Below are 21,881 nucleotides of genomic sequence, written 5' to 3' on the forward strand. Positions count from 1 at the left end.
TACCCGTCGATGGGCCGCCGCAGGAACGGGGCTCAGCGGCTGAGCAGCTCGCTCATCCACTCGCCAATATGGCCGATCTGCTGGGGACATACCGCATGAGCCATGGGGTACTGCCGATACACCGTGTGATAGCCCAGCTCTTCCAACCGTGCGAAGGCTGCCCGACCCAATGATTCGGGTACCACCGGATCCATACTGCCGTGATGCACCTCGACACGCAGGTCGCGGTTGGCGTCATTCAGCTCGATCGAGTTCGCCGTGGCAAAGTAGGTCGACATGGCCAGCAGTCCGCCCAGCGGCTGATCAAAGCTTAGCGCTGCTTCATAGGCCACTGCCCCACCCTGGGAGAAGCCAGCCAACAGGATACGTCGACTATCGATGCCAGCATCAATCTGGGATTGAATCACGCCCTTGATACGCTCGGCCGAAAGACGCAGCTGCATCTCATCGACGCGGCGATCCAGGCTCATCTCGAGAATGTCGTACCAGGCAGGCATGACCATGCCACCATTGATGGTCACCGGTAGACGGGGCGCGTGGGGCAGGATGAAGCGGACCTGGGCATAGTCAGGCCTGGGCAGCATCGGCACGACGGGCTCGAAATCCCGACCGTCGGCGCCAAGGCCATGGAGAATGATCATGCAGGCGTCAGCGGGTGCATCGCCACGCGGTTCGATGACCAACTGGTCGTTATTGCTCATGGGCGGGTCTCTATCTGTGTTTCAGCTCTAAGTGCAGCGCAGGTAGGTGGCAACGCACGCAGCTTTCAGGGAATACGTCGCTACCCTAGCGCACTATACGCTCAGGAACGAGCCTCAAGCTTGGCAACAGCAGCGAGCATAACGAGACGTGGGTCGCAGGGCGCACCGCCCAAGGGCCTGTTTCTTCCTCTGCCGCCACTGCTGCCACTGCCACCACTGCCGCCCCTTCCTGCGACAACGGCGGCTAGAACGGACAGCACTGGGCCACTAAACCGGACAGCTCTGGGCTACTAAACCGGACAGCTCTGGGCTACTAAACCGGACAGCTCTGGGCAGCTAGAACGGCCAGAACAGCGGGGTAAGTCCAAGCACCACGGCAGCGGTCAGCAGGTTGAGAGGCCCCCCCAGGCGCAGATAGTCCCTCAAGCGGTAGCCGCCAGGCCCCATGACCATCAGGTTGGTCTGGTAGCCAATAGGGGTCAGGAAGCTCGCTGAGGCGGCGAACATGACCACCACGACATACGGCAACGGGCTGACGCCAAGGCTGTCTGCACCGGCCATGGCGATGGGGAAAGTGATCACGGCGGCGGCATTGTTGGTCACCAGCGAGGTCAACAAGGCCACCACCACGTAGGTGCCTACTAACAGGGCCCAGGGACTATTGCCCACCAGCTCCAGTAGCCCGGCCGCCACCGCATCGGCGGCGCCGGAGGTGTGCAGTGCCGCCCCCAGGCCAAACGAGGCAGCGATGGTCAACAGTACCTGGGTGTCCATGCCTCGGCGGGCGCTGCGCACACTTACGCAGCCGCTCAAGAGTGCCGCGGCAGCCCCCAGCATGGCCGCATTCATCATGCTCATCAGGCCCGTGGTGGCCACCAGCACCACCGCCGCCAATATGCCCCAGGCGCGCAGAGCGCGGTCGAAGGCGGGGCGCGCCTGACCATTGACCTGACTGATCAACAGAAAGTCCTGGGACTGGCGATGACGCTCCACGAAGGCAGGACGAGCCTCAAGCAGCAGCACATCCGAGGGCTGCAAGCGAATCTGGCCGAGGCTTCCCACCACCCGGCGCCCATTGCGGCAGACCGCCAGCACGGCAGCGCCGTACAGCGTCCTGAAGTGTCCGTCCCGAATCTTCTGGCCGATGAACTGACACTGATCGGAGACCACCGCCTCGACCAGGCGACGCTCTCGAAATTCCTTCTCGAGGTGGGACTCACCCAGCCGAGAGGGGCGCAGGCCACGAATCTGCTGCAATTCCACCGCACCATCGGTGGTCCCGGCGAAGACCAGGTGGTCGCCGCCTTTCAGGGTCTCCCCAGGCCCCACCACGCTGACCACGTTGCCACCGCGCTCGATCTCGACCAGAAAGAGACCGGCCAGGTGGCGCAGCCCGGCGTCTTCTACCGTGCGGTCAACCAACGGCCCCTGCGGGTCTACCTCCATCTCGATGGTGAACTCACGCAGGTTGGCAAAAGCGGCTTCGCTACCGGGATGGCCAGACAGCATGCGCGGCCCCGCCCACAGCAGATAGCCCACACCGGCCAGCGCCATCGGCACGCCCACCAGGGCAATCTCGAACAGTCCCAGGTGCAGGTTCGGAAAGCGCTCCAGCATCAGCGAATGCACCACCAGATTGGTACTGGTCCCCATCAAGGTCACGGTGCCGCCGAGGATGGACGCGAAGCTCAAGGGCATCAGCAGATACTGGGGAGCGATGGAGAAACGACGGCTCCAGCTGATCACGGCAGGAATGAAGGTGGCCACCACCGGGGTATTGTTGAGCACACCGCTGACCGCCGTGACCGGCCAGATCAGCCGCGCCATGGCATGACGCACGCCCTTCGGCCGCCCCAGCACATGCCGAATGATCAGGTCGATACCCCCGGTATCGCGCAAGCTGGCCACCAGCACGTACATGAAAGCCACGGTAAACAGGCCGCTGCTGGAAAATCCGCTCAGCGCCTGCTGGGCATCGATGACACCGAGGCTGAGCAGCACCACCAACGCGCCCATCATGACCATGTCTGGCCCGGCGCGGGTGAGCGCCATCAACGGAAAGACAGCGCAAGCAACAGAGAGAGCGATCCAGGCATCCAGAGACATGGGGTGGCCTTGCTGGTGAGACAGCGCTCATTGTGCCTGCTTTAACTTATGCTAAATAGTTACAATGTATTATTTTTTTATCACTTTCAGGCATATAGAGACTTCTTGTGCACATCTCTCCAGGACAGCTCCCCATCCCTACACACTTTCGTGTCTATCAGCCGCAGCAGCAGAATAGCTCGCCGGCAATATCATCACTCTGAGAAGAGGCTGACAACCAGAAGGCTTTTAAAGGCACAAAAACGCAAAAGGCCCGCCGAAGCGAGCCTTTATCATCGCGTCCTCGAAGGACGCTGCCGCTTACGCGGCCATCAAGCGATCGACTTAGTCGATGACCTTGATGTTGGAGGCCTGGAGGCCTTTCTTGCCCTGGGTCACCTCGAAGGAGACCTTCTGGCCGTCCTGCAGGGACTTGAAGCCGTCAGCCTGAATCTCGGAGAAGTGAGCGAACAGGTCGTCACCGTTGTCGTCCGGAGAAATGAAGCCGTAGCCCTTAGTGTCGTTGAACCACTTGACTGTACCAGTTGCCATGATCGAATCCTCGACTAGCGTGTTTATTGACCGGGAGATACCCGAGTTGCAGTGGGTAAAACAAGAAACCTTTCCCCGGGCAATCGACGCTAGGATGCTTCGATGACCTCTGAGACGTTCAACTTGCTAACCAACTGCCAGCAGCATGCGCCGTCTTGGCGCCAAGGTCAAACACTATTTGCCCTGGATGACGAGAAGATGACGGTGCCGGCTAAATTTACCTAACCCGTCCGGCCCCTCCCGCTCCCGCTGCGTCATGCGGTGTGCCAAGTCGTCACGGCGGGCCCGGCATACTATGCCCAAGCAGGGTTATGTGCTTGCATGGTCGGCATGCGTTTTCCTTCGACCTGAGCTGCAGGGAGCTCTTCATGGCCTCTTTACTGTCACGCCACGCTCCGACTCGCTTCGGCGCGTTCTACCTCGCCCTTGCAGGCCTCATCGTCAGCCTGATCGGCGTCGGAACGTCCTCGGCCTGGTGGCTGGCCGGCGTGCTGGCGTTCGGTGCCCTCACCACACTGGGCATCTACGATATCGTGCAGCGACGTCGCACCGTCAGCCGCAACTACCCTATTCTTGCCCACATCCGCTACTTTCTGGAGTCCATCGGTCCTGAGTTTCGCCAGTACTTCATCGAGTCCGACACCGACGAGGCGCCCTTCTCGCGGGAACAGCGCTCGCTGGTCTATCGCCGTGCCAAGAGCACCAGCGACAAGAAACCCTTCGGTTCACTGAGAGACATGAGTGCCCCGGGATATGAATGGATGGGCCCGTCACTGTCACCCGTGGACATCACCGATCACGACTTTCGCATTGTGGTCGGAGAGCAGCGCGCCCACCCCTACCGGGCCAGCGTGATCAACATTTCCGCCATGAGCTTTGGCGCTCTGTCACCCAACGCCATCAGCGCCCTCAATGAGGGCGCGAAAGAAGGCGGCTTCTATCACACCACCGGCGAAGGAGCCATCTCGCCCTATCACTTGCGTGGTGGCGATCTGGTCTGGCAGATCGGTTCCGGCTATTTCGGCTGCCGCAGGGAAGATGGCGGGTTCGATCCCGAGAAGTTTCGCCACAACGCTCGCCGCGACGAAGTGAAGATGATCGAGATCAAGCTGTCCCAAGGGGCCAAGCCCGGCCACGGCGGCATTCTTCCCGGCGCCAAGGTCACCGCCGAAATCGCCTCCACCCGCGGTGTCCCGGAAGGCCAGGACGTCCTCTCCCCCTCTCGCCACTCGGCGTTCTCTACCCCTTGCGAGATGATTCATTTCATTCAGCAGCTGCGGGAGCTGTCCGGTGACAAACCGGTGGGCATCAAACTGGCGCTGGGACATCCCTGGGAATGGTTTGCCATCGTCAAGGCCATGCTGGAATGTGGCGATCATCCCGACTACATCGTCGTCGACGGAGGACAGGGAGGTACCGGCGCGGCCCCGCTGGAGTTCATCAATCGCCTGGGTATGCCCCTCAACGACGCCCTGATCCTGGTTCACAATACCCTGGTGGGCGCAGGCCTGCGCGACGACATCCGTATCGCCGCCAGCGGCAAGCTGATCAGCGCCTTCGACATCGCACGCACCCTCGCGCTAGGCGCAGACTGGGTCAACATGGCCCGGGGCTTCATGTTCTCGCTCGGCTGTATCCAGGCCCAGAGCTGTCACAACGACCAGTGCCCCAGCGGTATCGCTACCCAGGACAAGGCCCGTGGCAGCCGCCTGGATGTGGATGACAAGGCAGTGCGAGTCAAGAACTTCCATGCCAACACCAAGTTCGCCCTGTGTGAAATGCTGGAAGCCGCTGGCCTTTACCATCCCGACGAACTGGGCCCGGAACATATCATCCGCCGCCTGGATAACGGCAAGGCTCTGCCTTACATCAGCCTGATAGATAGCCTGGCGCCAGGCGAGCTGCTGCGTGGGGGCGCCAAGGACCACCCGCTGTATCGTGAGTTCTGGGACCTGGCGAACGCCAATAGCTTCGATGCACCTGACGCGCTGCAAAGTCTCAGGCAAACCAAGCTGCTTTGATGCCTTACGGGCCTTTCATGACGCGAAAGGCCTGTATACTCCCCGCCGCTGGTCGCACCAGGCCCACTCCCTCACACGGATACCGCGGCGGCCCTTCCTTTATCTACTGTCGCAGCGCTCACGCTGTTGAGCCTGCTCGCGACGCTGCGGATGCAGGGCAGCAGAGAGGCTTCACAGCGCAGGCAGGTGCCGACACATCCCCCGAGCATGGCTAGGCGCTAAAGGGCAGCGACTCGTCCGCGCCGGCATTCGCGCCGGCATTGATGCCTTGTTCACCCGGTGGCGGAACCCCTTTCAGCATATCATGTCCACTCTTAGGCCTCGGCCTGCACCCGTCCGGTGGTCACTAGCACCGACGATCATTATTGCTGCCACCACCACCACCACCACCACGACCACCGCAGCCACAGGAGGCGTGAGCCGGGTTTCAGTGCCGAGCAGCGATGATATTCTTTGCAGTATCTGAACCTCATCATGCTGTTGCCAGCACGACGACATCGACAGGATCGCCATGAACGACACTGGAACGTCAGACCATGACCTGCCCGCTATCCTTGCCGGGCCCATCCTGCGACGCCTGACGCGCGAGAGATTCCGAGCATGGCTGGTCACCAGTCGCGAGCTGACGCTGAAGCTGGAGCTTACGCCGCAGGATGAAGCGCCTCACCGCCGAGTGCTCGGCGACGACGACTACCGCAAGATTCCCCTGGGGCGCCATGCCTGGCTGTATCTCATCGACGCCGCCGTGGATGCCCCGCTTCCGCAGGACACTCTGATCGCCTATGACCTTCAGGTCGTGGAGCAGAATGCCCCGGACAGCCTTGGACAAGGTGCTGCAAGATGGGCCCCTCACCTCTGCCACGACGGCCAGTCCGCCCCCCGCTTCGTCCTGGCCTCCAGTCATCGACGGCTGCTGCATGGCTCCTGTCGCCGCCCCCACTACGATGGCCCCGATGGTCTGGCGCACCTGGACAGCTGGTTGGCCGGGCAGCTTGACCACCCCGAGGCGATGCCCGCCTGGCTACTGATGACCGGGGATCAGGTCTACGCGGATGACGTCGCTGGCCCGATGCTGGTGGCCATCCACGCACTGATCAAGCGCCTGGGGTTATTCGATGAAGTGCTCGAAGGCGCGGTGATCGACGATAGCCCGGCGCTCTATGCAAGCGCTGCCAGCTACTACCGCAGGGAAGAGCTGTTGCCGAACGTCAAGAGCACCGATGACCTCAAGGATCGCTTCTTCGGCGGCGTGCGCAAGCCGGTGTTCACCTCGGCCAGCGCCGCCAATCACTTGATGACCTTCGCCGAAATGATGGCCATGTACCTGCTGGTGTGGTCCCCGACTCCCTGGCGCATCATCGAGCTGACCTGCCCCGAACTCGATGACGAGCATCGCGAACGCTACCAGGAACAGGCCCGTGTCATTGATGACTTTGTCGAGACGCTGCCCGCCGCGGCCAGGGTCATGGCGCATCTGCCCAGCCTGATGATCTTCGACGATCACGACGTCACCGATGACTGGAATCTGACCGCCCAGTGGGAGCAAACGGCCTATGGGCATCCTTTCTCCAAGCGAATCATCGGCAATGCCTTGATGGCCTACCTGCTGTGCCAGGGCTGGGGCAACGATCCAGATCGCCTCAAGACTCCCCTGGACGACGCCCAGGCCTTGCTCGAGGACGCGCGCCAGCGCCAGGGCTGGCTGTCGGCTGCCGATCAGGATGCCTGCCTTGAGCGACTCTTCCGCTTCGAGGGCTGGGAGTTTCAGGTCGAGGGGACGCCCCGCCTGGTGGTCCTGGATACCCGCACGCGCCGCTGGCGCAATGGGCGCAAGCCCCACCGTCCGTCGGGCTTGATGGACTGGGAGGCACTGTCAGAGTTTCAACAGGAACTGATCGATGCCCCATCGGTGGTCATTGTGTCACCGGCCCCGATGTTCGGCGTCAAGCTGATCGAAGCGATCCAGAAGCTCTTCACCCTGGCGGGTAAACCCCTGATGGTGGACGCGGAAAACTGGATGGCCCACCGCGGCGCCGCCAGCGTCATGCTCAACATCTTTCGCCACTCCCGAACCCCGGGGCACTACGTCATTCTCTCCGGCGACGTGCACTACTCCTTTGTCTATGACATTCGGATTCGCCATCGTCGCCAGGGGCCCAAGATCTGGCAGGTGACCTCCAGCGGGATCAAGAACTGCTTTCCCGACACCCTGCTGGATACCTTCGATCGGCTCAACCGCTGGCTGTATTCCCCACGCTCGCCCCTCAACTGGTTTACCCAGCGCCGTCCAATGGCCGTCGAACCGCGCGACCCTGACCACGCCAAGGCAGGCGAGCGGCTATGGAATGGGCCAGGCATCGGTCTGATCACGCTGGCCGAGGACGGAAGCCCGGACGACATTCGCCAGCTCGATGCCCGTGGAATGGAGGTCACCTTTCCTCCGCCCGACAAGGCGCCGTGACCTGCCCGCGCAGGCAGGACCCAGGCGTCTCGGCGCTCGCAGGTCCTGCCTGACGGCTCAGCTATCGTTGGAGCTAGCCTGGTCCTTCGAGGACGGCTCCCGGGACATCAGTCCTCGCACTCCCTTGCGCATGGCCTGGCGGTGCAGCTTGGCCATGCGCACGCGCTCGGCCAGCGGTCGGCTGGCGTCTTCCACCGGCCCCCCCTTGGCCGGGCCGAGCAAGTGTGCGATCCAGCGTGTCTGGGGATGACTGTCCAGGGCAATCTTCAGCGTCATGGTCAGCACCACCGACAGCAACATGCCGGTGACGCCGAAGATCCAGCCCCACACGACCAGCGACAGAAACGCGACGAAGGTAGACAAGCCCAGGGCGCGCCCCATGACCCGCGGCTCGATCAGGTTGCCCATCACGAAGTTGATCGACAGGTAGGCCAGGCTCAGCAGCAAGGCATCACCCAGGCCACCCTCTGGGGAGACCAGTACCAGCAACACCGGGGGGATCGCAGCGATAGCGGAGCCAATGTTAGGGATGTAATTGAGCGCAAAGGCCAACACTGCCCACAACAGCGGGAAGTCTACTCCCACGATCTGGCAGGCGATCCACACCAGAGCACCGGTAATCAGGCTGATCACCGTCTTGACGGCCAGATATCGCTTGAGCGTGTGGCTGAACTCGTTGAACCGCTCGAGACTAGGCGCGGGATTCGCCAGCGCCCGCGACACCTTGTCCCGGAAATTCAGGGTTTCGAACAGCATGAATACCACGAGCAAGGCTACCACCATGCTCTGCATCATCAGGTTGCCCAACTGGCTGAGCAGCGCAGGGATCCACTCGCCCAGCTGCTCGGTATCAAGAAAACCCGCCAGACGCTGGGTATCGATGGCCAGCCCCATGCTCGCCAGACCATCCAGCAGGCGCAGATAATATTCGTAGAGCTTCTCTTCAATGCCGGGCAGCGCTTCGGAGAAGGTGCTGACCGTATTGACCAGCAACAGCGCCAGCAGACTGAGCATGCCCCCGATGACCACCAGCGTCAGCCACACCGAGGAGCGCAGTCCCAGGCCACGCTCGTGCAGCCATTGCACCGGAGCGGTACACACCACGGCAATGAACAGCGACAGCAACACCGGCACCAGCAGATCGGAGCCGGCCCGCATCCCCGCGACAATGACCACCAGCGCCGCCAGCGCCAGGGTCAAGTTGAGGGGAAGTCTGCGCTCTTCCTGCGCATTGACATCGTCTTCCATGCACCTGTACTCCTCTGTCAGGTAGGTCAGGTCGTCCTTGACTGGGGTGGCAGCGACTCAACGTATGCCGTGGGCTTGCTGACGGGCCTACACGCCACCGAGACAATGACGTCCTCGGCCACACTCCCGTCCAGGCCGCATCCGGCTCGCACGACATACTGCCCTGCCAATCATTTCAGCACAAAGTAACATGACCGCTACCACAATACGTTGCAGGCCCGGGCCCTTGGGCCCAGGTACGTAAACTCAAGGCCTTGGGCTCTGAGCGGGAGGCCCATGTCCATCGCCCTCGGCCATGCCGTCATTGAACGCGACTGCAACCATGCAACTATCATGGACGTTCTTGCCAGGCCAGGAACGCATCGCCATTGGCGACGTCGAAGGACTGAATCGCCGGGGCCGGCGGAAGGCCAGTCTCACCGTGCGGGTCGAGCCACAACCGTCGCACCAAGGCTGTCTCTCGGATAGCTGCCACCCGGCACACAAGACCATAGGAAAGGGAACACCCAAGGAGCACATCATGGCACTGACCCATCCCCGCCGCCGCTTTTCCCCTGCCGCCCTGCTGGGGCTCGGGCTTGGCCTGGCACTTGCCAGCGGTCCCCTGCTGGCCAGCGAACCGGCGCCGCAGCGCTACCTGGATATTCAGGCGCAGTCAGAGCTCCAGGTGGCTCCCGACAAGGCGACCTTGAGCGCACGGCTATGGGAGCTGACCCCCGCTATTGCCCAGGAGAAAGACAGTGGCGATCACGCAGAGGCCCTCGGTCAGGCCCGCTCCAAGCTGGAGTCCAGGGCCGCTGAGCTGATCGCCGCGCTGGAGGACGCCGGGCTTGAGCGTGATGCCATCAACGCCGGATCGCTGCGTGTGCAGCAGGAAATGCTGCATCGCGCGAGCCAGAATGGCGACAACCCGACCCCCATGGTACGCACCCGCCTCGAACGACCGATCCGTCTTTCCATCAGCGACCTGGACAGCCTGCCCACCCTGCTTGACGCGCTGACGTCTGCAGGCGTCAACGCTCTGGATGGGGTCAGCTACGACCTCGCCGATCGCGATGCTGCCAGCGATCAGGCACTAACTCAGGCGCTGGAGCGTGCTCGTGCCAAGGCCGAACTGATGGCCGATACCCTGGGCGTTACCTTGGGTGACGTGGTTCAGGTCAGCGAGACCAACGCCCCGGTGTTCCAGCCACGCATGATGGCCATGCGCGCCGACATGGCGGAAAGCGGCGGTGCGGCAGACTACAGCCCCGGCAACATTACCATCGACGCTGGCGTCCAGGTGCGCTGGGCCTTGGCAGGACAGGAAAGCCCGTCGGCCGATCACCCGGACAGTCAGGCGGCAACCGCGTCCAGTCCCTGAAGGCAGCGACCAAGCCGCCAGCCACATGGCTTGACGGCAAGCGGCGGGTGGACCACCCGCGCTCAACACGACAAAGCCCCCGGTAGTGGTCCCTACCGGGGGCTTTGTTGCAGCGCTGGAATCACCGCTGCTGCCGGGCTTTCTAGATGTTGATGCGCTCGACGCCACCCATATACGGCCTGAGTACCTCGGGCACGGTGATCGAGCCGTCTTCATTCTGATGATTTTCCATCACGGCAATCAGGCAGCGGCCCACGGCCAGGCCTGAGCCGTTCAGGGTATGCAAAAGCTGGGGTTTCTTTTCCCCCTGGGCACGGAAACGAGCCTGCAGGCGTCGTGCCTGGAAATCCTCACAGTTGGATACCGAAGAAATTTCACGATAAGTGGCCTGGCTGGGCAGCCAGACTTCAAGGTCGTAGGTCTTGGCCGCGGAGAAGCCCATATCGCCGGTGCACAGAGTCACCACACGGTACGGCAATTCCAGCGCCTGCAGGATGGCCTCGGCGTGGCCGCGCATCTCTTCCAGGGCGTCATAACTGGTCGCAGGATCCACTAGCTGAACCATTTCGACCTTGTCGAACTGATGCTGACGAATCATGCCGCGAGTATCACGACCATGAGAGCCCGCCTCGCTGCGGAAGCACGGTGTATGCGCCGTCAGCTTCAGCGGCAGCGACTTGGCATCGACGATTTCATTGCGCAGCAGATTGGTCAGCGGCACTTCGGCGGTGGGGATAAGGTGGAACTCACGCTCGTCATCGAGCTTGAACAGGTCCTCGCCGAATTTCGGCAACTGGCCGGTACCGTACAGCGAATCGCGGTTGACCATATAGGGCACGTAGCACTCTTCATAGCCGTGCTCCAGCGTCTGCTTGTCGAGCATGAACTGGGTCAGAGCACGGTGCAGCCGAGCGATGGGGCCTCGCATGACGGCAAAGCGAGCGCCTGTGAGCTTGGCGGCCACCTCGAAGTCCAGGTCGCCCTTCTTGGCGCCCAGGTCGACGTGATCCTGCACCTCGAAGGCGTACTCAGCCGGGGTTCCCCAGCGGGACACCTCGACATTGTCACTTTCATCCTTGCCCGCGGGCACGCTGTCGTGGGGCAGATTGGGAATGCCCGCCACGATATCGTCCCACTCCCCCTGGACGCCGCCCAGGGCATGTTTTGCCGCGTCCAGGCGCTCGCCCAGATCACTCACCTCATCAAGCAGCGGTTGAATATCTTCTCCCGCCGCCTTGGCCTTGCCGATAGCCTTCGAGCGTGTATTACGCTCGTTCTGCAGGCGCTCGGTCTCGGCCTGCAGCTCACGGCGCCGGGCCTCCAGCGATGACAGCGCTGAACTGTCGAGGGTATATCCGCGGGTGGCCAGTCGTGTCGCGACCGTGTCGAGGTCGCCGCGCAGCAGTTTCGGATCGAGCATGGAATCGGGTCCGTCGGCTATGTAGGAAATGGAGATGACGTATCAGTCTGGTGCGGAGGCGCCGTGGGCCGACATACTGCATCGCCAACGAGCCATGACTCACCACAGGTGGAGGCATTCGGCTCGGGCGCCCTCCGCGCAGGCCAGTCATTGTAGGCAAATCCCGCAGGCGACGCCATTGGCCCGGGCTGACATCACCGGCCTGGCAGATGCTGGCGTTACCGGACACGAGGGACAGCCGGGTTCAGGATGTATCGCAGCCAAAGTCGCGGTAAAGTAGGCACACCTCATTCTTCCGCCCTGTCGCGAGCGCTACAACTCGCCAACGCGGGGCCAGCTTCGACCGAGACCATGATCGCTTCCCTGCCTCTTGTTGACACCGCGACCGACCTTGACCAGCACTATGTCACCTTCCTCACGACATTGAAGAACGAAGGCTTCGAGGGCGAGATGGCTCCCGACTATGCCAGTCGGACGGTGCTGGCCACTGACAATTCCCTTTACCAGCGCCTGCCCCAGGCCGCGGTCTTTCCACGCCACGCTGACGATCTGGTGCTGCTGGGGCGGCTGGCCGGGCGCGATGAATTCCGCCAGGTGACGCTGACGCCGCGTGGGGGCGGTACCGGCACCAATGGACAATCCTTGAGCGACGGCCTGGTGGTGGATGTCTCCCGCCACATGAACCAGATTCTCGAGATCGACGTGGAAAACCGCCGCGTGCGGGTTCAGGCAGGTGTGGTCAAGGATCAGCTGAATGCTGCCCTGAGGCCCCACGGCCTGTTCTTTGCCCCTGAGCTATCCACCTCCAATCGGGCGACCATCGGCGGCATGATCGCCACCGATGCCAGTGGCCAGGGCAGCTGCACCTACGGCAAGACGCGTGATCACGTACTCGAACTGGACAGCATCCTGATCGGTGGGGAGCGGCTGGTCACGGGACCCGTGGACGAGAGCGAACTGGCCGCACTGTGCCAGGAACAGACCGCCAGGGGACGTGCTTACCGGGTGGCTCGAGAGATCATCGATCACCAGCGCGCTCAGATTGACGCCATCTTTCCACCGCTCAACCGCTGCCTGACGGGCTATGACCTGGCTCATCTGCGCAGCGAAGACGGTCGACTGAACCTGAATAGCGTGCTGTGCGGCGCAGAAGGCTCCTTGGCGCTGACCAATGAAGCGGTGCTCAACGTGCTGCCGATTCCTCGCCACGCGGTGCTGGTCAACATCCGCTACCCAAGCTTCATGGATGCCTTGGCCGATGCCAAGGCGCTGATGGCCGGTGGCGCTTCACCGGACTCGCAGCAGGCGCTGCGTCCCACGTCGATCGAGACGGTGGACGACAAGGTGTTGAGCCTGGCCATGGAAGACTTCGTCTGGGACGCGGTCGCTGAGTTCTTCCCGGTGGAAGCGGGCATGACCATCGAAGGCATCAATCTGGTGGAGTTCAACGACGACGACGCGGATCGCCTGAGCGCCAGGGTCGCCGAGTTCTGCCAGGCTCTGGACAGCGATACCAGCGTCACAAGGCTGGGCTACACCCGTGCAGAGGGCCGCGAGGCGATTGGTCGCGTCTATGCCATGCGCAAGCGCTCCGTGGGTCTGCTGGGCAACGTGCAGGGCGAGAAACGGCCCCTGCCCTTTGTCGAGGATACCGCCGTTCCGCCAGAGCACCTGGCCGACTACATTGCCGAATTCCGTACCTTGCTCGACGCCCGGGGTCTCGACTACGGCATGTTCGGCCATGTCGATGCCGGCGTGCTGCATGTGCGCCCGGCCCTGGACATGAAAGACCCGCAGCAGCAGGCCATGATCCGGGAGATCTCCGACGAGGTGGCCGCCCTCACCCAGCGCTATCATGGCCTGCTGTGGGGCGAGCACGGCAAGGGGGTTCGCTCAGAGTATGCGCCGGCCTTTTTCGGTGAGCTGTACCCCAGCCTGCGCCGACTGAAGGGTGCCTTCGATCCCCACAACCAGCTCAACCCCGGCAAGATTGCCACGCCCCTCGGGGCTGACCGCGTCGACGACTCCAGCAGCGACACCACGGTGACGGCCACCGATCCGGGCCTGCTGGCGATTGACAAGGTGCCCATGCGTGGGGACTTCGATCGCCAGATCGATGAGCGGGTCTGGCAGGCCCACGCAGATGCGGTCTACTGCAACGGCAACGGCGCCTGCTACAACTATGACCCTAATGACGCCATGTGCCCGTCCTGGAAAGCCACGCGGGACCGGGTGCACTCCCCCAAGGGGCGAGCCAGCCTGATGCGCGAGTGGCTGCGCCTGCAGGGCCAGGCCGGCATCGATGTGGTCGAGGAAGCGCAACGCAAGAGAGAAGAAACGCTGCTGGGATGGCTCAAGCACCTGCCCGGACGGGCGCGCAACAGTCTGCGCGGCAAGGACGATTTCTCCCACCAGGTCTACGACGCCATGGCCGGCTGCCTGGCCTGCAAGTCCTGTGCTGGCCAATGTCCGGTCAAGGTCAATGTCCCCGCCTTCCGTTCGCAGTTTCTCGAGGTCTATCACGGTCGCTATCTGCGTCCGCTACGGGACTACCTGATCGGCGGACTGGAGTTCATGCTGCCGGCACTGGCTCCCTTGGCGCCCGCCTATAACACCGCGCTGAACCATCGACTGGTGGATCGGCTGCTGCGCAACGGCTTGGGCATGGTCGACAGTCCGCGCCTGTCGCAAGCACGCCTTTGCAAGCAGCTCAAGGCCTGGGGCGTGCCACAGGCGACGCCGTTGACCCTTGGCCGGCTCAGCGAGCGCCAGAAGGCACGCAGTGTGATCCTGGTACAGGACGCCTTTACCAGCCACTTCGAAGCCAGGCTGGTCGCCGATGTGGTGGAGCTACTGTCACGACTGGATATCCGCGTCTTCGTGGCGCCCTTCAAGCCCAACGGCAAGCCGCTCAATGTGCAGGGTTTCCTGGGGGCCTTCGAGCGCACCGCCCGACGCCGTGCTCGGGAACTCAGGGCGCTGGCCAGCAGTGGCGTCGCCCTGGTCGGCATCGACCCCGCCATGACCCTGACTTACCGCCAGGAGTACGTGAAGACACTGGGGGCGGACGCGGTTCCCGAGGTGCTGATGCTGCAGGAATGGTTGCTCAGCCTTGGCAATGGCCTGGTCCCCAGCGGACTGGACCTGAGCCAGGAGGCGCCCTTCCAGCTGCTGTCGCACTGCACCGAGAAGACCCAGGCGCCCGGCAGCCCCAAGGCCTGGCAACAGCTGTTCGAGCGCTTCGGGCTGGACCTGGCACCGCTGGCATCCGGCTGCTGTGGCATGTCCGGCACCTACGGGCATGAAGCCCGCAACCTGGCGACGTCACGCACCATCTATGCTCAGTCGTGGGAGCCCGTCGTGCAGCAACATGGCGCCCAGGGGCGACTGCTGGCCACCGGCTATTCCTGCCGCAGCCAGACCAAGCGTTTCTCGGACCTGCAGTTGCCCCACCCGCTGCAGGCTCTGCTGGAGGCCCTGCGCCGCGCCAGCTGAGGCGCTGCCCCGGGAGCAGAGAGAACCCGCGGCAGCGAGATGCGGTGGCTCCCATCGAGCAACAGTCAGACCATCGTTGACGTCTATAAGGCGAATGCATTGCATGATGGACGCCGCGCCGCTAGTCTGCGCGGCTTTTCTCTTTTCGGAGTCAACCGATCATGGAGCATGCCGGACTCACCTTGGCCAGCGTGGGCCTGCTGGCACTGGGGTCACAGTGGCTGGCCTGGCGTCTCAAGGTTCCCGCCATCCTGACCCTGTTGATTGCAGGCATCGCCGCCGGCCCTGTCACGGGCCTGCTGGACCCCGACGCGCTGTTCGGCGACCTGCTGTTTCCGCTGGTGTCGCTGGCGGTGGCGGTGATCCTGTTCGAAGGCAGCCTGACCCTGAACTTTCGCGAGCTCGGCGGCCATGGCCGCACGGTGCGACGACTGGTGACCTGGGGCGCCCTGATCACTGCGGTGTGCGGTGCATTGGCGGCACACTGGCTGTTGCAGCTGAGCTGGGAGATGGCGAGTCTGCTTGGTGCGCTGCTGGTCGTGACGGGACCGACGGTCATCCTGCCGCTACTGCAGACGCTGCGGGCCCGTGAACACCTGACCCAGATCCTGCGCTGGGAAGGTATTCTGATCGACCCGGTGGGCGCCATCGGTGCCGTACTGGTGTATGAATTCGTGGCACTGGGTTCCGGCACCCAGGCGCTACCGCATACCTTGGCGCTGTTCGCCCAGACGGCGCTGGTCGGTTTCGGGCTCGGTGTGGCCGGCGGCTACCTGTGGGGCCAGGTGCTGCGCCAGCACTTGCTGCCACAGCGCCTGCACAGCTTTGGCACTCTGATGACCATGCTGGGGCTCTTCACGGTATCCAACGCCCTGTTCCATGAATCGGGGCTGCTGACCGTTACCGTGATGGGGGCCTGGCTTGCCAACATGCGCGGGGTGCCGACACGGCCGATCATCGAGTTCAAGGAAACGCTGTCAGTACTGCTGATCTCTGGCCTGTTCATCCTGTTGGCAGCGCGCCTGACCGTGGAGCAGCTGGCATTGCTGGGATGGCCTGCTTGGGCCTTCCTGGCGGTGTTGCTGCTGCTGGTCCGTCCGTTGGCGGTATGGTTATGCACTATTGGCAGTGGCCTGGACTGGCGCGAGAAAGGCTTGCTGGCGTTCATTGCTCCTCGCGGTATCGTCGCCGCCGCCGTGGCATCGCTATTCGCCCTGCGTCTCGAAGAGATCGGAGTGCCCGGCGCCGATCGGCTGGTGCCGGTGACCTTTCTGGTCATCATCGCAACAGTGGTGTCACAGAGCCTGCTCGCTCGACCGGTGGGAGACTGGCTCAAGGTGCGCCGCCCTTCCGCCCATGGCGTACTGATCATTGGCGCCAACCCGGTGGCCCGCCAGATGGCACACTGCCTGCGCCAGGCAGGCCTTGGGGTACTGCTGACCGACTCAAGCTGGGATGCCGTGCAAGCGGCGCGCGCCGAAAAGCTGTCCGCCTATTACGGTGATCCGCTGTCGGAACACGCCTCCCAGCACATGGAGCTGACCGGCATCGGCTACCTCGTGCCGCTGTCTCCCTACCGCGAGCTCAACGACCTGGCGGCACTGCACTTCGAGCACCTGCTCGGCCAGGGCCAGGTGTTTCGCCTGGCTGTCAACCTGGGCCGCCAGGCCAGACGCCAGCATGCCACTGCCATTGAACACGTGCCCTACCTGTTCGGCAGGGAGATGACCTTTGCCCAGCTATCCAGCCTGGTTGAGCGAGGCGCCCGCTTCGAGGTCGAGAAACTGACGGAAACCCCACGCCATCGTCAGGTGCTGAGGCCTTCGGGCGAGAAGGCGGCGCCCCCCATCGGCACACCCGGTACCCGCACAGCGCCTCTCATCTGCATCGGCTCGTCGGGGCGACCGAGGATTGCCAGTGCGGATGCACCGCTCAGCCCGCGCAAGGGCGATCATGTCATCCGGCTGGTCATGCCCGGTGGAGACATCACCTGAGCCAGCCGCCTCTTGCATGAGGCCACCTTCCGCCCGAAGACGTCTCTCGCCTGAAAACGCCCCTTACCTGAAAACGCCCCTCACCTGAAAACAACTTGGGCCGGTCAAACGACCGGCCCAAGTCATATGGGAAGACATGCGGGACACCTGCTGGTGGGGCAAATACCCCAGCAGACCGAGCCTAGTGCGCTCGGGCGAGCGTCAGAAGAATAGCCGCCTCAGCGCCTCCCCAGGCTCCTCCTCACGCATGAAGGCCTCGCCCACGAGGAAGCCGTTGACGTCATGCTCACGCATGCGCAGCACGTCATGGCGATCGTGAATCCCCGACTCGGTGATGACGGTGACATTCGGCGGAATCCGCGGCAGCAGGTCCAGGGTCGTCTCGAGCCGCGTGTTGAAGGTGTGCAGGTCGCGGTTGTTGATCCCCACCAACGCCAGGTTAAGTGCCAGCGCCCGCTCGAGTTCATGGGCGTCATGGACTTCCACCAGCACGTCCATGCCCAGCTCACCGGCCTGCTGGTGAAGGTCCTGCATCTTCACGTCGTCCAGCGCAGCAACGATCAGCAGGATACAGTCGGCTCCGATGGCCCTGGCCTCGCTGACCTGATAGCCATGCACAATGAAATCCTTGCGGATCACCGGCAGGTCGCAAGCAGCCCTGGCCGCCACCAGGTAGTCCTCGTGTCCCTGGAAGAAGTCTGCATCGGTCAGCACGGAGAGACATGCAGCGCCTCCACGAGCGTACTGCTCGGCAATCTCGGCGGGACGAAAGTCCTCGCGGATCAGTCCCTTCGATGGCGATGCCTTCTTGATCTCGGCAATCACCGCGGGATCGCCTTCACGGATGCGCTCTGCCAGCGCGCGCACGAACCCCCGCGGCGCATCCTGCTCGCGAGCCCGCTCGAGCAGCGCCTGCTCACTCACCTGTTGGCGCCTGCTGGCAACTTCTTCATCCTTGCGCTCGAGAATCTTCTCGAGGATCGTCGGGGTGGCATTGGCCATGTTGTGATTCTCCTTGCGGCCCCTGCGGGCATGCCATTACGGCGTCAAAACAGTCGTCACTGACGTCCAAGCCGTCGCGGTCACTGCGCGAAGACTCGCGTGAAGTGCGCCAGCTCCTTCATTTTTTCCAGCGCCAGTCGCGTCCCTTGGGCATCCTGGGCCATCAGTACCCCTTCCTTGAGGGAGTCCGCCACGTCGGCGGCGTACAAGGCAGCACCGGCATTGAGCGCGACAATGTCAGCGGCGGGCCCTTCACCGGTCAGCGCCTTTTCCACCAGGCGCAGGCTATCCTCGGCGCTACTGACCTTCAGCGAATCCAGGGACTGTCGTTCGATGCCCACGTCTTCCGGGGTCAGGGTGTAGCGATGAATCTCACCATCCTTGAGCTCGGCAATCCGGGTCGGCGCGGCCAGAGAGATTTCATCCAGTCCATCCTCGGCGTGGGCCACCAGAACGTGGTGGCTACCCAGCTTCCTCAGTACGTCGACCATCAGCTCGAGCAGATCCGGATGGTATACCCCCAACAACTGATTGGGCGCCCCAGCCGGATTGGTCAGCGGACCCAGGATATTGAACAGCGTGCGCACCCCCATCTCACGACGCGGCCCGATCGCATGACGCATGGCCGGGTGGTGGTTCGGCGCGAACATGAAGCCAACACCCACTTCCTCGATACAGCGGCCCACTTGCTCAGCATCCAGATCAAGGCCAATGCCCGCCACCTGAAACAGGTCTGCGCTGCCGGAGGACGAGGACACGCCGCGATTGCCGTGTTTGGCCACATGGGCCCCGGCAGCGGCCGCCACAAAACTGGACGCGGTGGAGACGTTGAACAGGTTTGCCCCATCCCCGCCGGTACCGACGATGTCCACCACGTTTTCGCAGGACAAGCGGACCGGGGTCATCAGATCGCGCATCACCTGGGCGCAGCCAGTGATCTCTTCAGCGGTCTCCCCTTTCATGGCCATGCCCATCAGAAAGGCGGCGACCTGAGCGTCGGTCGCTTCGCCGGTCATGATGGTATTCATCACTGCGTAAGCCTGCTCGCGGCCGAGATTTTCCCGGCGCATCACCGCCGCGATGGCATTGGTCATCTGCATGCTAGTCTCCTGATCGGTTCAGTGGCGCTCAAGGAAGTTGGCCAGCATTTCGTGGCCTTGTCGGGACAGGATCGACTCTGGGTGGAACTGGACGCCTTCGATGGGCAGCTCCTTGTGACGCAAGCCCATGATCAAGCCTGGCGTCACGTCGTCCGTATCGGTCCAGGCGGTCACTTCCAGGCACTCGGGCAAGCTTTCTCTCTCGACCACCAGGGAGTGATAACGCGTGACCGACAGGGGGTCATCCAGTCCCTTGAACACGCCCTGGCCAGAGTGGCGAATGTCAGAGGTCTTGCCATGCATGACTTGGGGCGCTCGCACCACCTTGCCACCGAACACCTGGCCAATGGCCTGATGTCCCAGGCAGACACCCAGCAGCGGAAGCTTGCCGGCGAAGTGGCGAATCAGGTCCAGCGAGATACCCGCCTCGTTGGGGGTACAGGGTCCCGGCGACACCACAATATGACTCGGTGCCATGGCCTCGATCTCATCCAGGCTGATGGTGTCATTACGCCGCGTCACCACCTCGGCTCCCAGCTCCCCCAGGTACTGCACGATGTTGTAGGTGAAGCTATCGTAGTTATCGAGCATCAAGATCATGTTGGCTCCAGAATCAAAATTTGGCTTCACCCATCGAGACGAACCACACAAAAATGCCGCCTCATGGGCGGCACTTCTGCTGTCACGACATCCCGTTGGCTGGCACGGGGTCTTCCGCCCTCTTCAGTTGAAGGGGCGCCACCACTGCTGGCGATCACGGGATGTTGTCGGATTCATATTCATCATGGGCTTATAGTGTGTGTCGACCTCAGGACTGTCAAGCCTGGCGCGTCTGCCACTCGCCTTCAGCGGCTGCGCCCACCCGGCTTGTCGAGACCCTGCTCGGCCATGGCGACGGCGCGGAACAGGGCACGGCCCTTGTTCAGCGTCTCGTCCCACTCCGACTGGGGGACCGAGTCCGCCACCACGCCTGCGCCGCACTGCACGTGCAGCTGGCCATCCTTGATCACGGCCGTGCGAATGGCGATGGCGGTATCCATGTTGCCGTGCCAGGACAGGTAGCCCACAGCTCCGGAGTAGACGCCGCGCTTCACCGGCTCGACCTCGTCGATGATCTCCATGGCACGAATCTTCGGCGCGCCGGACAAGGTACCCGCTGGGAAGGTGGCACGCAGGACATCCATGGCACTGTAGCCAGGCTTCAACTTGCCGGTCACGTTGGAGACGATGTGCATGACGTGCGAGTAACGCTCGATGGCCATCTGGTCGGTCACTTCGACGCTACCGGTCTCGGAGATGCGGCCCACGTCATTGCGCCCCAGATCGATCAGCATCAGATGCTCGGCGACTTCCTTGGGGTCTGCCAGCAGGTCCTCTTCCAGCGCCTTGTCCTCGGCCTCGGTCTTGCCGCGCACACGGGTCCCGGCGATCGGGCGCACGGTCACCATGCCATCTTCCAGCCGCGTCAGGATCTCCGGCGAGGCGCCCACCACATGGTGATCATCAAGATTGAAGAAGAACATGTAGGGCGACGGATTCAGGCTTCTGAGGGCACGATACAGATCCAGCGGCTCTGCCTCGAAGTCGATGGACATACGCTGGGACGGCACGCACTGCATCACGTCTCCGGCCAGCACATAGTCCTTGATCTTCTCCACGGCGGCCTTGAACCCTTCTTCCGTGAACCCAGAGGTAAAGTGCCCCTCCTCGACCTGCGGTCGAGCCTGGCCGGGCAGCCGGGAAGGCAGCGCCAGCGGGCTGCGCAGTGACTCCTCTAGCGCTTCCAGTCGTGACAGCGCGGCGCTATAGGCGGAAGGCGTCGCCGGGTCAGCGTGGGTCCACAGGGTCAAGCGTCCATAAAGGTTGTCGAACACGACCAGCTCATCGCACACCATCAGCAGAATATCCGGCACGCCGATGGGATCATCCTTCTCGACGCCGGCGAGGCGGGGTTCGATGTAACGGATGGTGTCGTAGCCGAAATAGCCCACCAGACCACCGTCAAAGATCGGCTGGTCATCCAGCACCGGCACCTTGAAGCGGCTCTGGAACTCTTCGATCCAGGCTAGCGGATCTTCGGCCTCGGTGAGCCCGGACGCTTCACCATCGACGATGTGCTTGACCAGATGGCCGCGCACTTCGATGCGCTCACGACAGGGCAGGCCAATGATCGAGTAACGCCCCCACTTTTCGCCGCCAGTGACGGATTCGAGCAGGAAGGTCCAGGGCTGATCGGCCAGTTTCAGGTAGGTGGACAACGGCGTGTCCAGATCGGCCATCAGCTCACGGGTAACGGGAATACGGTTGTAGCCAGCGTCGGCCAGCTCAGCAAAACGCTCGGGGGTCATCATGCCCAGGTCCTCAATGAAAAAGTGGGTGACAGAGGGTCCAGCGTCACCATCGCCAACCGCAACGCGCCGGTGTCGCCGACATCGAGCA

General features: G+C 62.9%; 14 protein-coding genes. 5 read left to right on the forward strand and 9 right to left on the reverse strand.

Going from position 1 to position 21,881, the window contains the following annotated elements; translation table 11 throughout:
• Positions 1-32: 32 nt before the first annotated feature.
• The 3 genes from JF545_RS13775 to JF545_RS13785 form a co-directional block, all read right to left on the reverse strand.
• Positions 33-701: an alpha/beta hydrolase gene (locus JF545_RS13775; RefSeq protein ID WP_206942982.1), complete on the reverse strand. Its 669-nt coding sequence runs from the start codon at positions 699-701 to the stop codon at positions 33-35.
• Positions 702-1,037: 336 nt separating this feature from the next.
• Entirely contained in the window at positions 1,038-2,807 is a 1,770-nt protein-coding gene (locus tag JF545_RS13780; RefSeq protein WP_206942984.1) for an SLC13 family permease, read from the reverse strand.
• 324 nt (positions 2,808-3,131) lie between these two features.
• The gene (locus JF545_RS13785) at positions 3,132-3,338 is read right to left on the reverse strand and encodes a cold-shock protein (protein ID WP_045994373.1); all 207 of its coding nucleotides are present in this window, start codon (positions 3,336-3,338) and stop codon (positions 3,132-3,134) included.
• Between the two features lie 368 nt (positions 3,339-3,706).
• Between JF545_RS13785 and JF545_RS13790 the strand changes: the two genes are divergently transcribed.
• Together JF545_RS13790 and JF545_RS13795 are read left to right on the forward strand one after the other, a co-directional pair.
• On the forward strand, positions 3,707-5,359 hold the full coding sequence (locus JF545_RS13790; protein ID WP_206942986.1) for an FMN-binding glutamate synthase family protein: 1,653 nt from the start codon (positions 3,707-3,709) through the stop codon (positions 5,357-5,359).
• A gap of 511 nt (positions 5,360-5,870) precedes the next feature.
• The gene (locus JF545_RS13795; protein WP_206942988.1) at positions 5,871-7,820 is read left to right on the forward strand and encodes an alkaline phosphatase D family protein; all 1,950 of its coding nucleotides are present in this window, start codon (positions 5,871-5,873) and stop codon (positions 7,818-7,820) included.
• 57 nt (positions 7,821-7,877) lie between these two features.
• Here the strand turns inward: JF545_RS13795 and JF545_RS13800 are convergent, their stop codons facing one another.
• On the reverse strand, positions 7,878-9,068 hold the full coding sequence (locus JF545_RS13800) for an AI-2E family transporter (RefSeq protein ID WP_206942990.1): 1,191 nt from the start codon (positions 9,066-9,068) through the stop codon (positions 7,878-7,880).
• 520 nt (positions 9,069-9,588) lie between these two features.
• Between JF545_RS13800 and JF545_RS13805 the strand changes: the two genes are divergently transcribed.
• Entirely contained in the window at positions 9,589-10,431 is an 843-nt protein-coding gene (locus JF545_RS13805; RefSeq protein WP_206942992.1) for an SIMPL domain-containing protein, read from the forward strand.
• A 142-nt stretch (positions 10,432-10,573) separates the two neighbouring features.
• Here JF545_RS13805 and serS read toward each other — a convergent pair whose 3' ends face one another.
• Positions 10,574-11,851 (reverse strand): serine--tRNA ligase, encoded by a 1,278-nt coding sequence (gene serS, locus JF545_RS13810; RefSeq protein ID WP_206942994.1) that lies wholly within the window; start codon positions 11,849-11,851, stop codon positions 10,574-10,576.
• A 351-nt stretch (positions 11,852-12,202) separates the two neighbouring features.
• On the opposite strand from serS, the gene ydiJ reads away from it, so the two are divergent.
• Together ydiJ and JF545_RS13820 are read left to right on the forward strand one after the other, a co-directional pair.
• Positions 12,203-15,346 (forward strand): D-2-hydroxyglutarate dehydrogenase YdiJ, encoded by a 3,144-nt coding sequence (ydiJ, locus tag JF545_RS13815; RefSeq protein ID WP_206942996.1) that lies wholly within the window; start codon positions 12,203-12,205, stop codon positions 15,344-15,346.
• 161 nt (positions 15,347-15,507) lie between these two features.
• Positions 15,508-17,340 carry a cation:proton antiporter gene (locus JF545_RS13820; RefSeq protein ID WP_206942998.1) on the forward strand — a complete coding sequence of 611 codons (1,833 nt, stop codon included), beginning with the start codon at positions 15,508-15,510 and terminating at the stop codon, positions 17,338-17,340.
• A gap of 201 nt (positions 17,341-17,541) precedes the next feature.
• Here the strand turns inward: JF545_RS13820 and trpC are convergent, their stop codons facing one another.
• From trpC to trpE, 4 genes are all read right to left on the reverse strand, one after another.
• The gene (gene trpC / locus JF545_RS13825) at positions 17,542-18,342 is read right to left on the reverse strand and encodes an indole-3-glycerol phosphate synthase TrpC (protein ID WP_206943000.1); all 801 of its coding nucleotides are present in this window, start codon (positions 18,340-18,342) and stop codon (positions 17,542-17,544) included.
• An 80-nt stretch (positions 18,343-18,422) separates the two neighbouring features.
• The gene (trpD, locus tag JF545_RS13830) at positions 18,423-19,442 is read right to left on the reverse strand and encodes an anthranilate phosphoribosyltransferase (protein WP_206943002.1); all 1,020 of its coding nucleotides are present in this window, start codon (positions 19,440-19,442) and stop codon (positions 18,423-18,425) included.
• A gap of 18 nt (positions 19,443-19,460) precedes the next feature.
• The gene (locus JF545_RS13835; RefSeq protein WP_206943004.1) at positions 19,461-20,042 is read right to left on the reverse strand and encodes an anthranilate synthase component II; all 582 of its coding nucleotides are present in this window, start codon (positions 20,040-20,042) and stop codon (positions 19,461-19,463) included.
• A 245-nt stretch (positions 20,043-20,287) separates the two neighbouring features.
• Complete coding sequence (trpE, locus tag JF545_RS13840) at positions 20,288-21,790, reverse strand: anthranilate synthase component I (RefSeq protein ID WP_206943185.1); 1,503 nt, start codon at positions 21,788-21,790, stop codon at positions 20,288-20,290.
• Between the last annotated feature and the right edge of the window lie 91 nt (positions 21,791-21,881).

Source organism: Halomonas litopenaei, from assembly GCF_017303055.1.
Lineage (GTDB): Bacteria > Pseudomonadota > Gammaproteobacteria > Pseudomonadales > Halomonadaceae > Halomonas > Halomonas litopenaei_A.

Coding starts and splice junctions, on each gene's coding strand:
- JF545_RS13775 (WP_206942982.1), bottom strand. CDS start 701: ATGAGCAATAACGACCAGTTGGTCATCGAACCGCGTGGCGATGCACCC.
- JF545_RS13780 (WP_206942984.1), bottom strand. CDS start 2,807: ATGTCTCTGGATGCCTGGATCGCTCTCTCTGTTGCTTGCGCTGTCTTT.
- JF545_RS13785 (WP_045994373.1), bottom strand. CDS start 3,338: ATGGCAACTGGTACAGTCAAGTGGTTCAACGACACTAAGGGCTACGGC.
- JF545_RS13790 (WP_206942986.1), top strand. CDS start 3,707: ATGGCCTCTTTACTGTCACGCCACGCTCCGACTCGCTTCGGCGCGTTC.
- JF545_RS13795 (WP_206942988.1), top strand. CDS start 5,871: ATGAACGACACTGGAACGTCAGACCATGACCTGCCCGCTATCCTTGCC.
- JF545_RS13800 (WP_206942990.1), bottom strand. CDS start 9,068: ATGGAAGACGATGTCAATGCGCAGGAAGAGCGCAGACTTCCCCTCAAC.
- JF545_RS13805 (WP_206942992.1), top strand. CDS start 9,589: ATGGCACTGACCCATCCCCGCCGCCGCTTTTCCCCTGCCGCCCTGCTG.
- serS (WP_206942994.1), bottom strand. CDS start 11,851: ATGCTCGATCCGAAACTGCTGCGCGGCGACCTCGACACGGTCGCGACA.
- ydiJ (WP_206942996.1), top strand. CDS start 12,203: ATGATCGCTTCCCTGCCTCTTGTTGACACCGCGACCGACCTTGACCAG.
- JF545_RS13820 (WP_206942998.1), top strand. CDS start 15,508: ATGGAGCATGCCGGACTCACCTTGGCCAGCGTGGGCCTGCTGGCACTG.
- trpC (WP_206943000.1), bottom strand. CDS start 18,342: ATGGCCAATGCCACCCCGACGATCCTCGAGAAGATTCTCGAGCGCAAG.
- trpD (WP_206943002.1), bottom strand. CDS start 19,442: ATGCAGATGACCAATGCCATCGCGGCGGTGATGCGCCGGGAAAATCTC.
- JF545_RS13835 (WP_206943004.1), bottom strand. CDS start 20,042: ATGATCTTGATGCTCGATAACTACGATAGCTTCACCTACAACATCGTG.
- trpE (WP_206943185.1), bottom strand. CDS start 21,790: ATGACCCCCGAGCGTTTTGCTGAGCTGGCCGACGCTGGCTACAACCGT.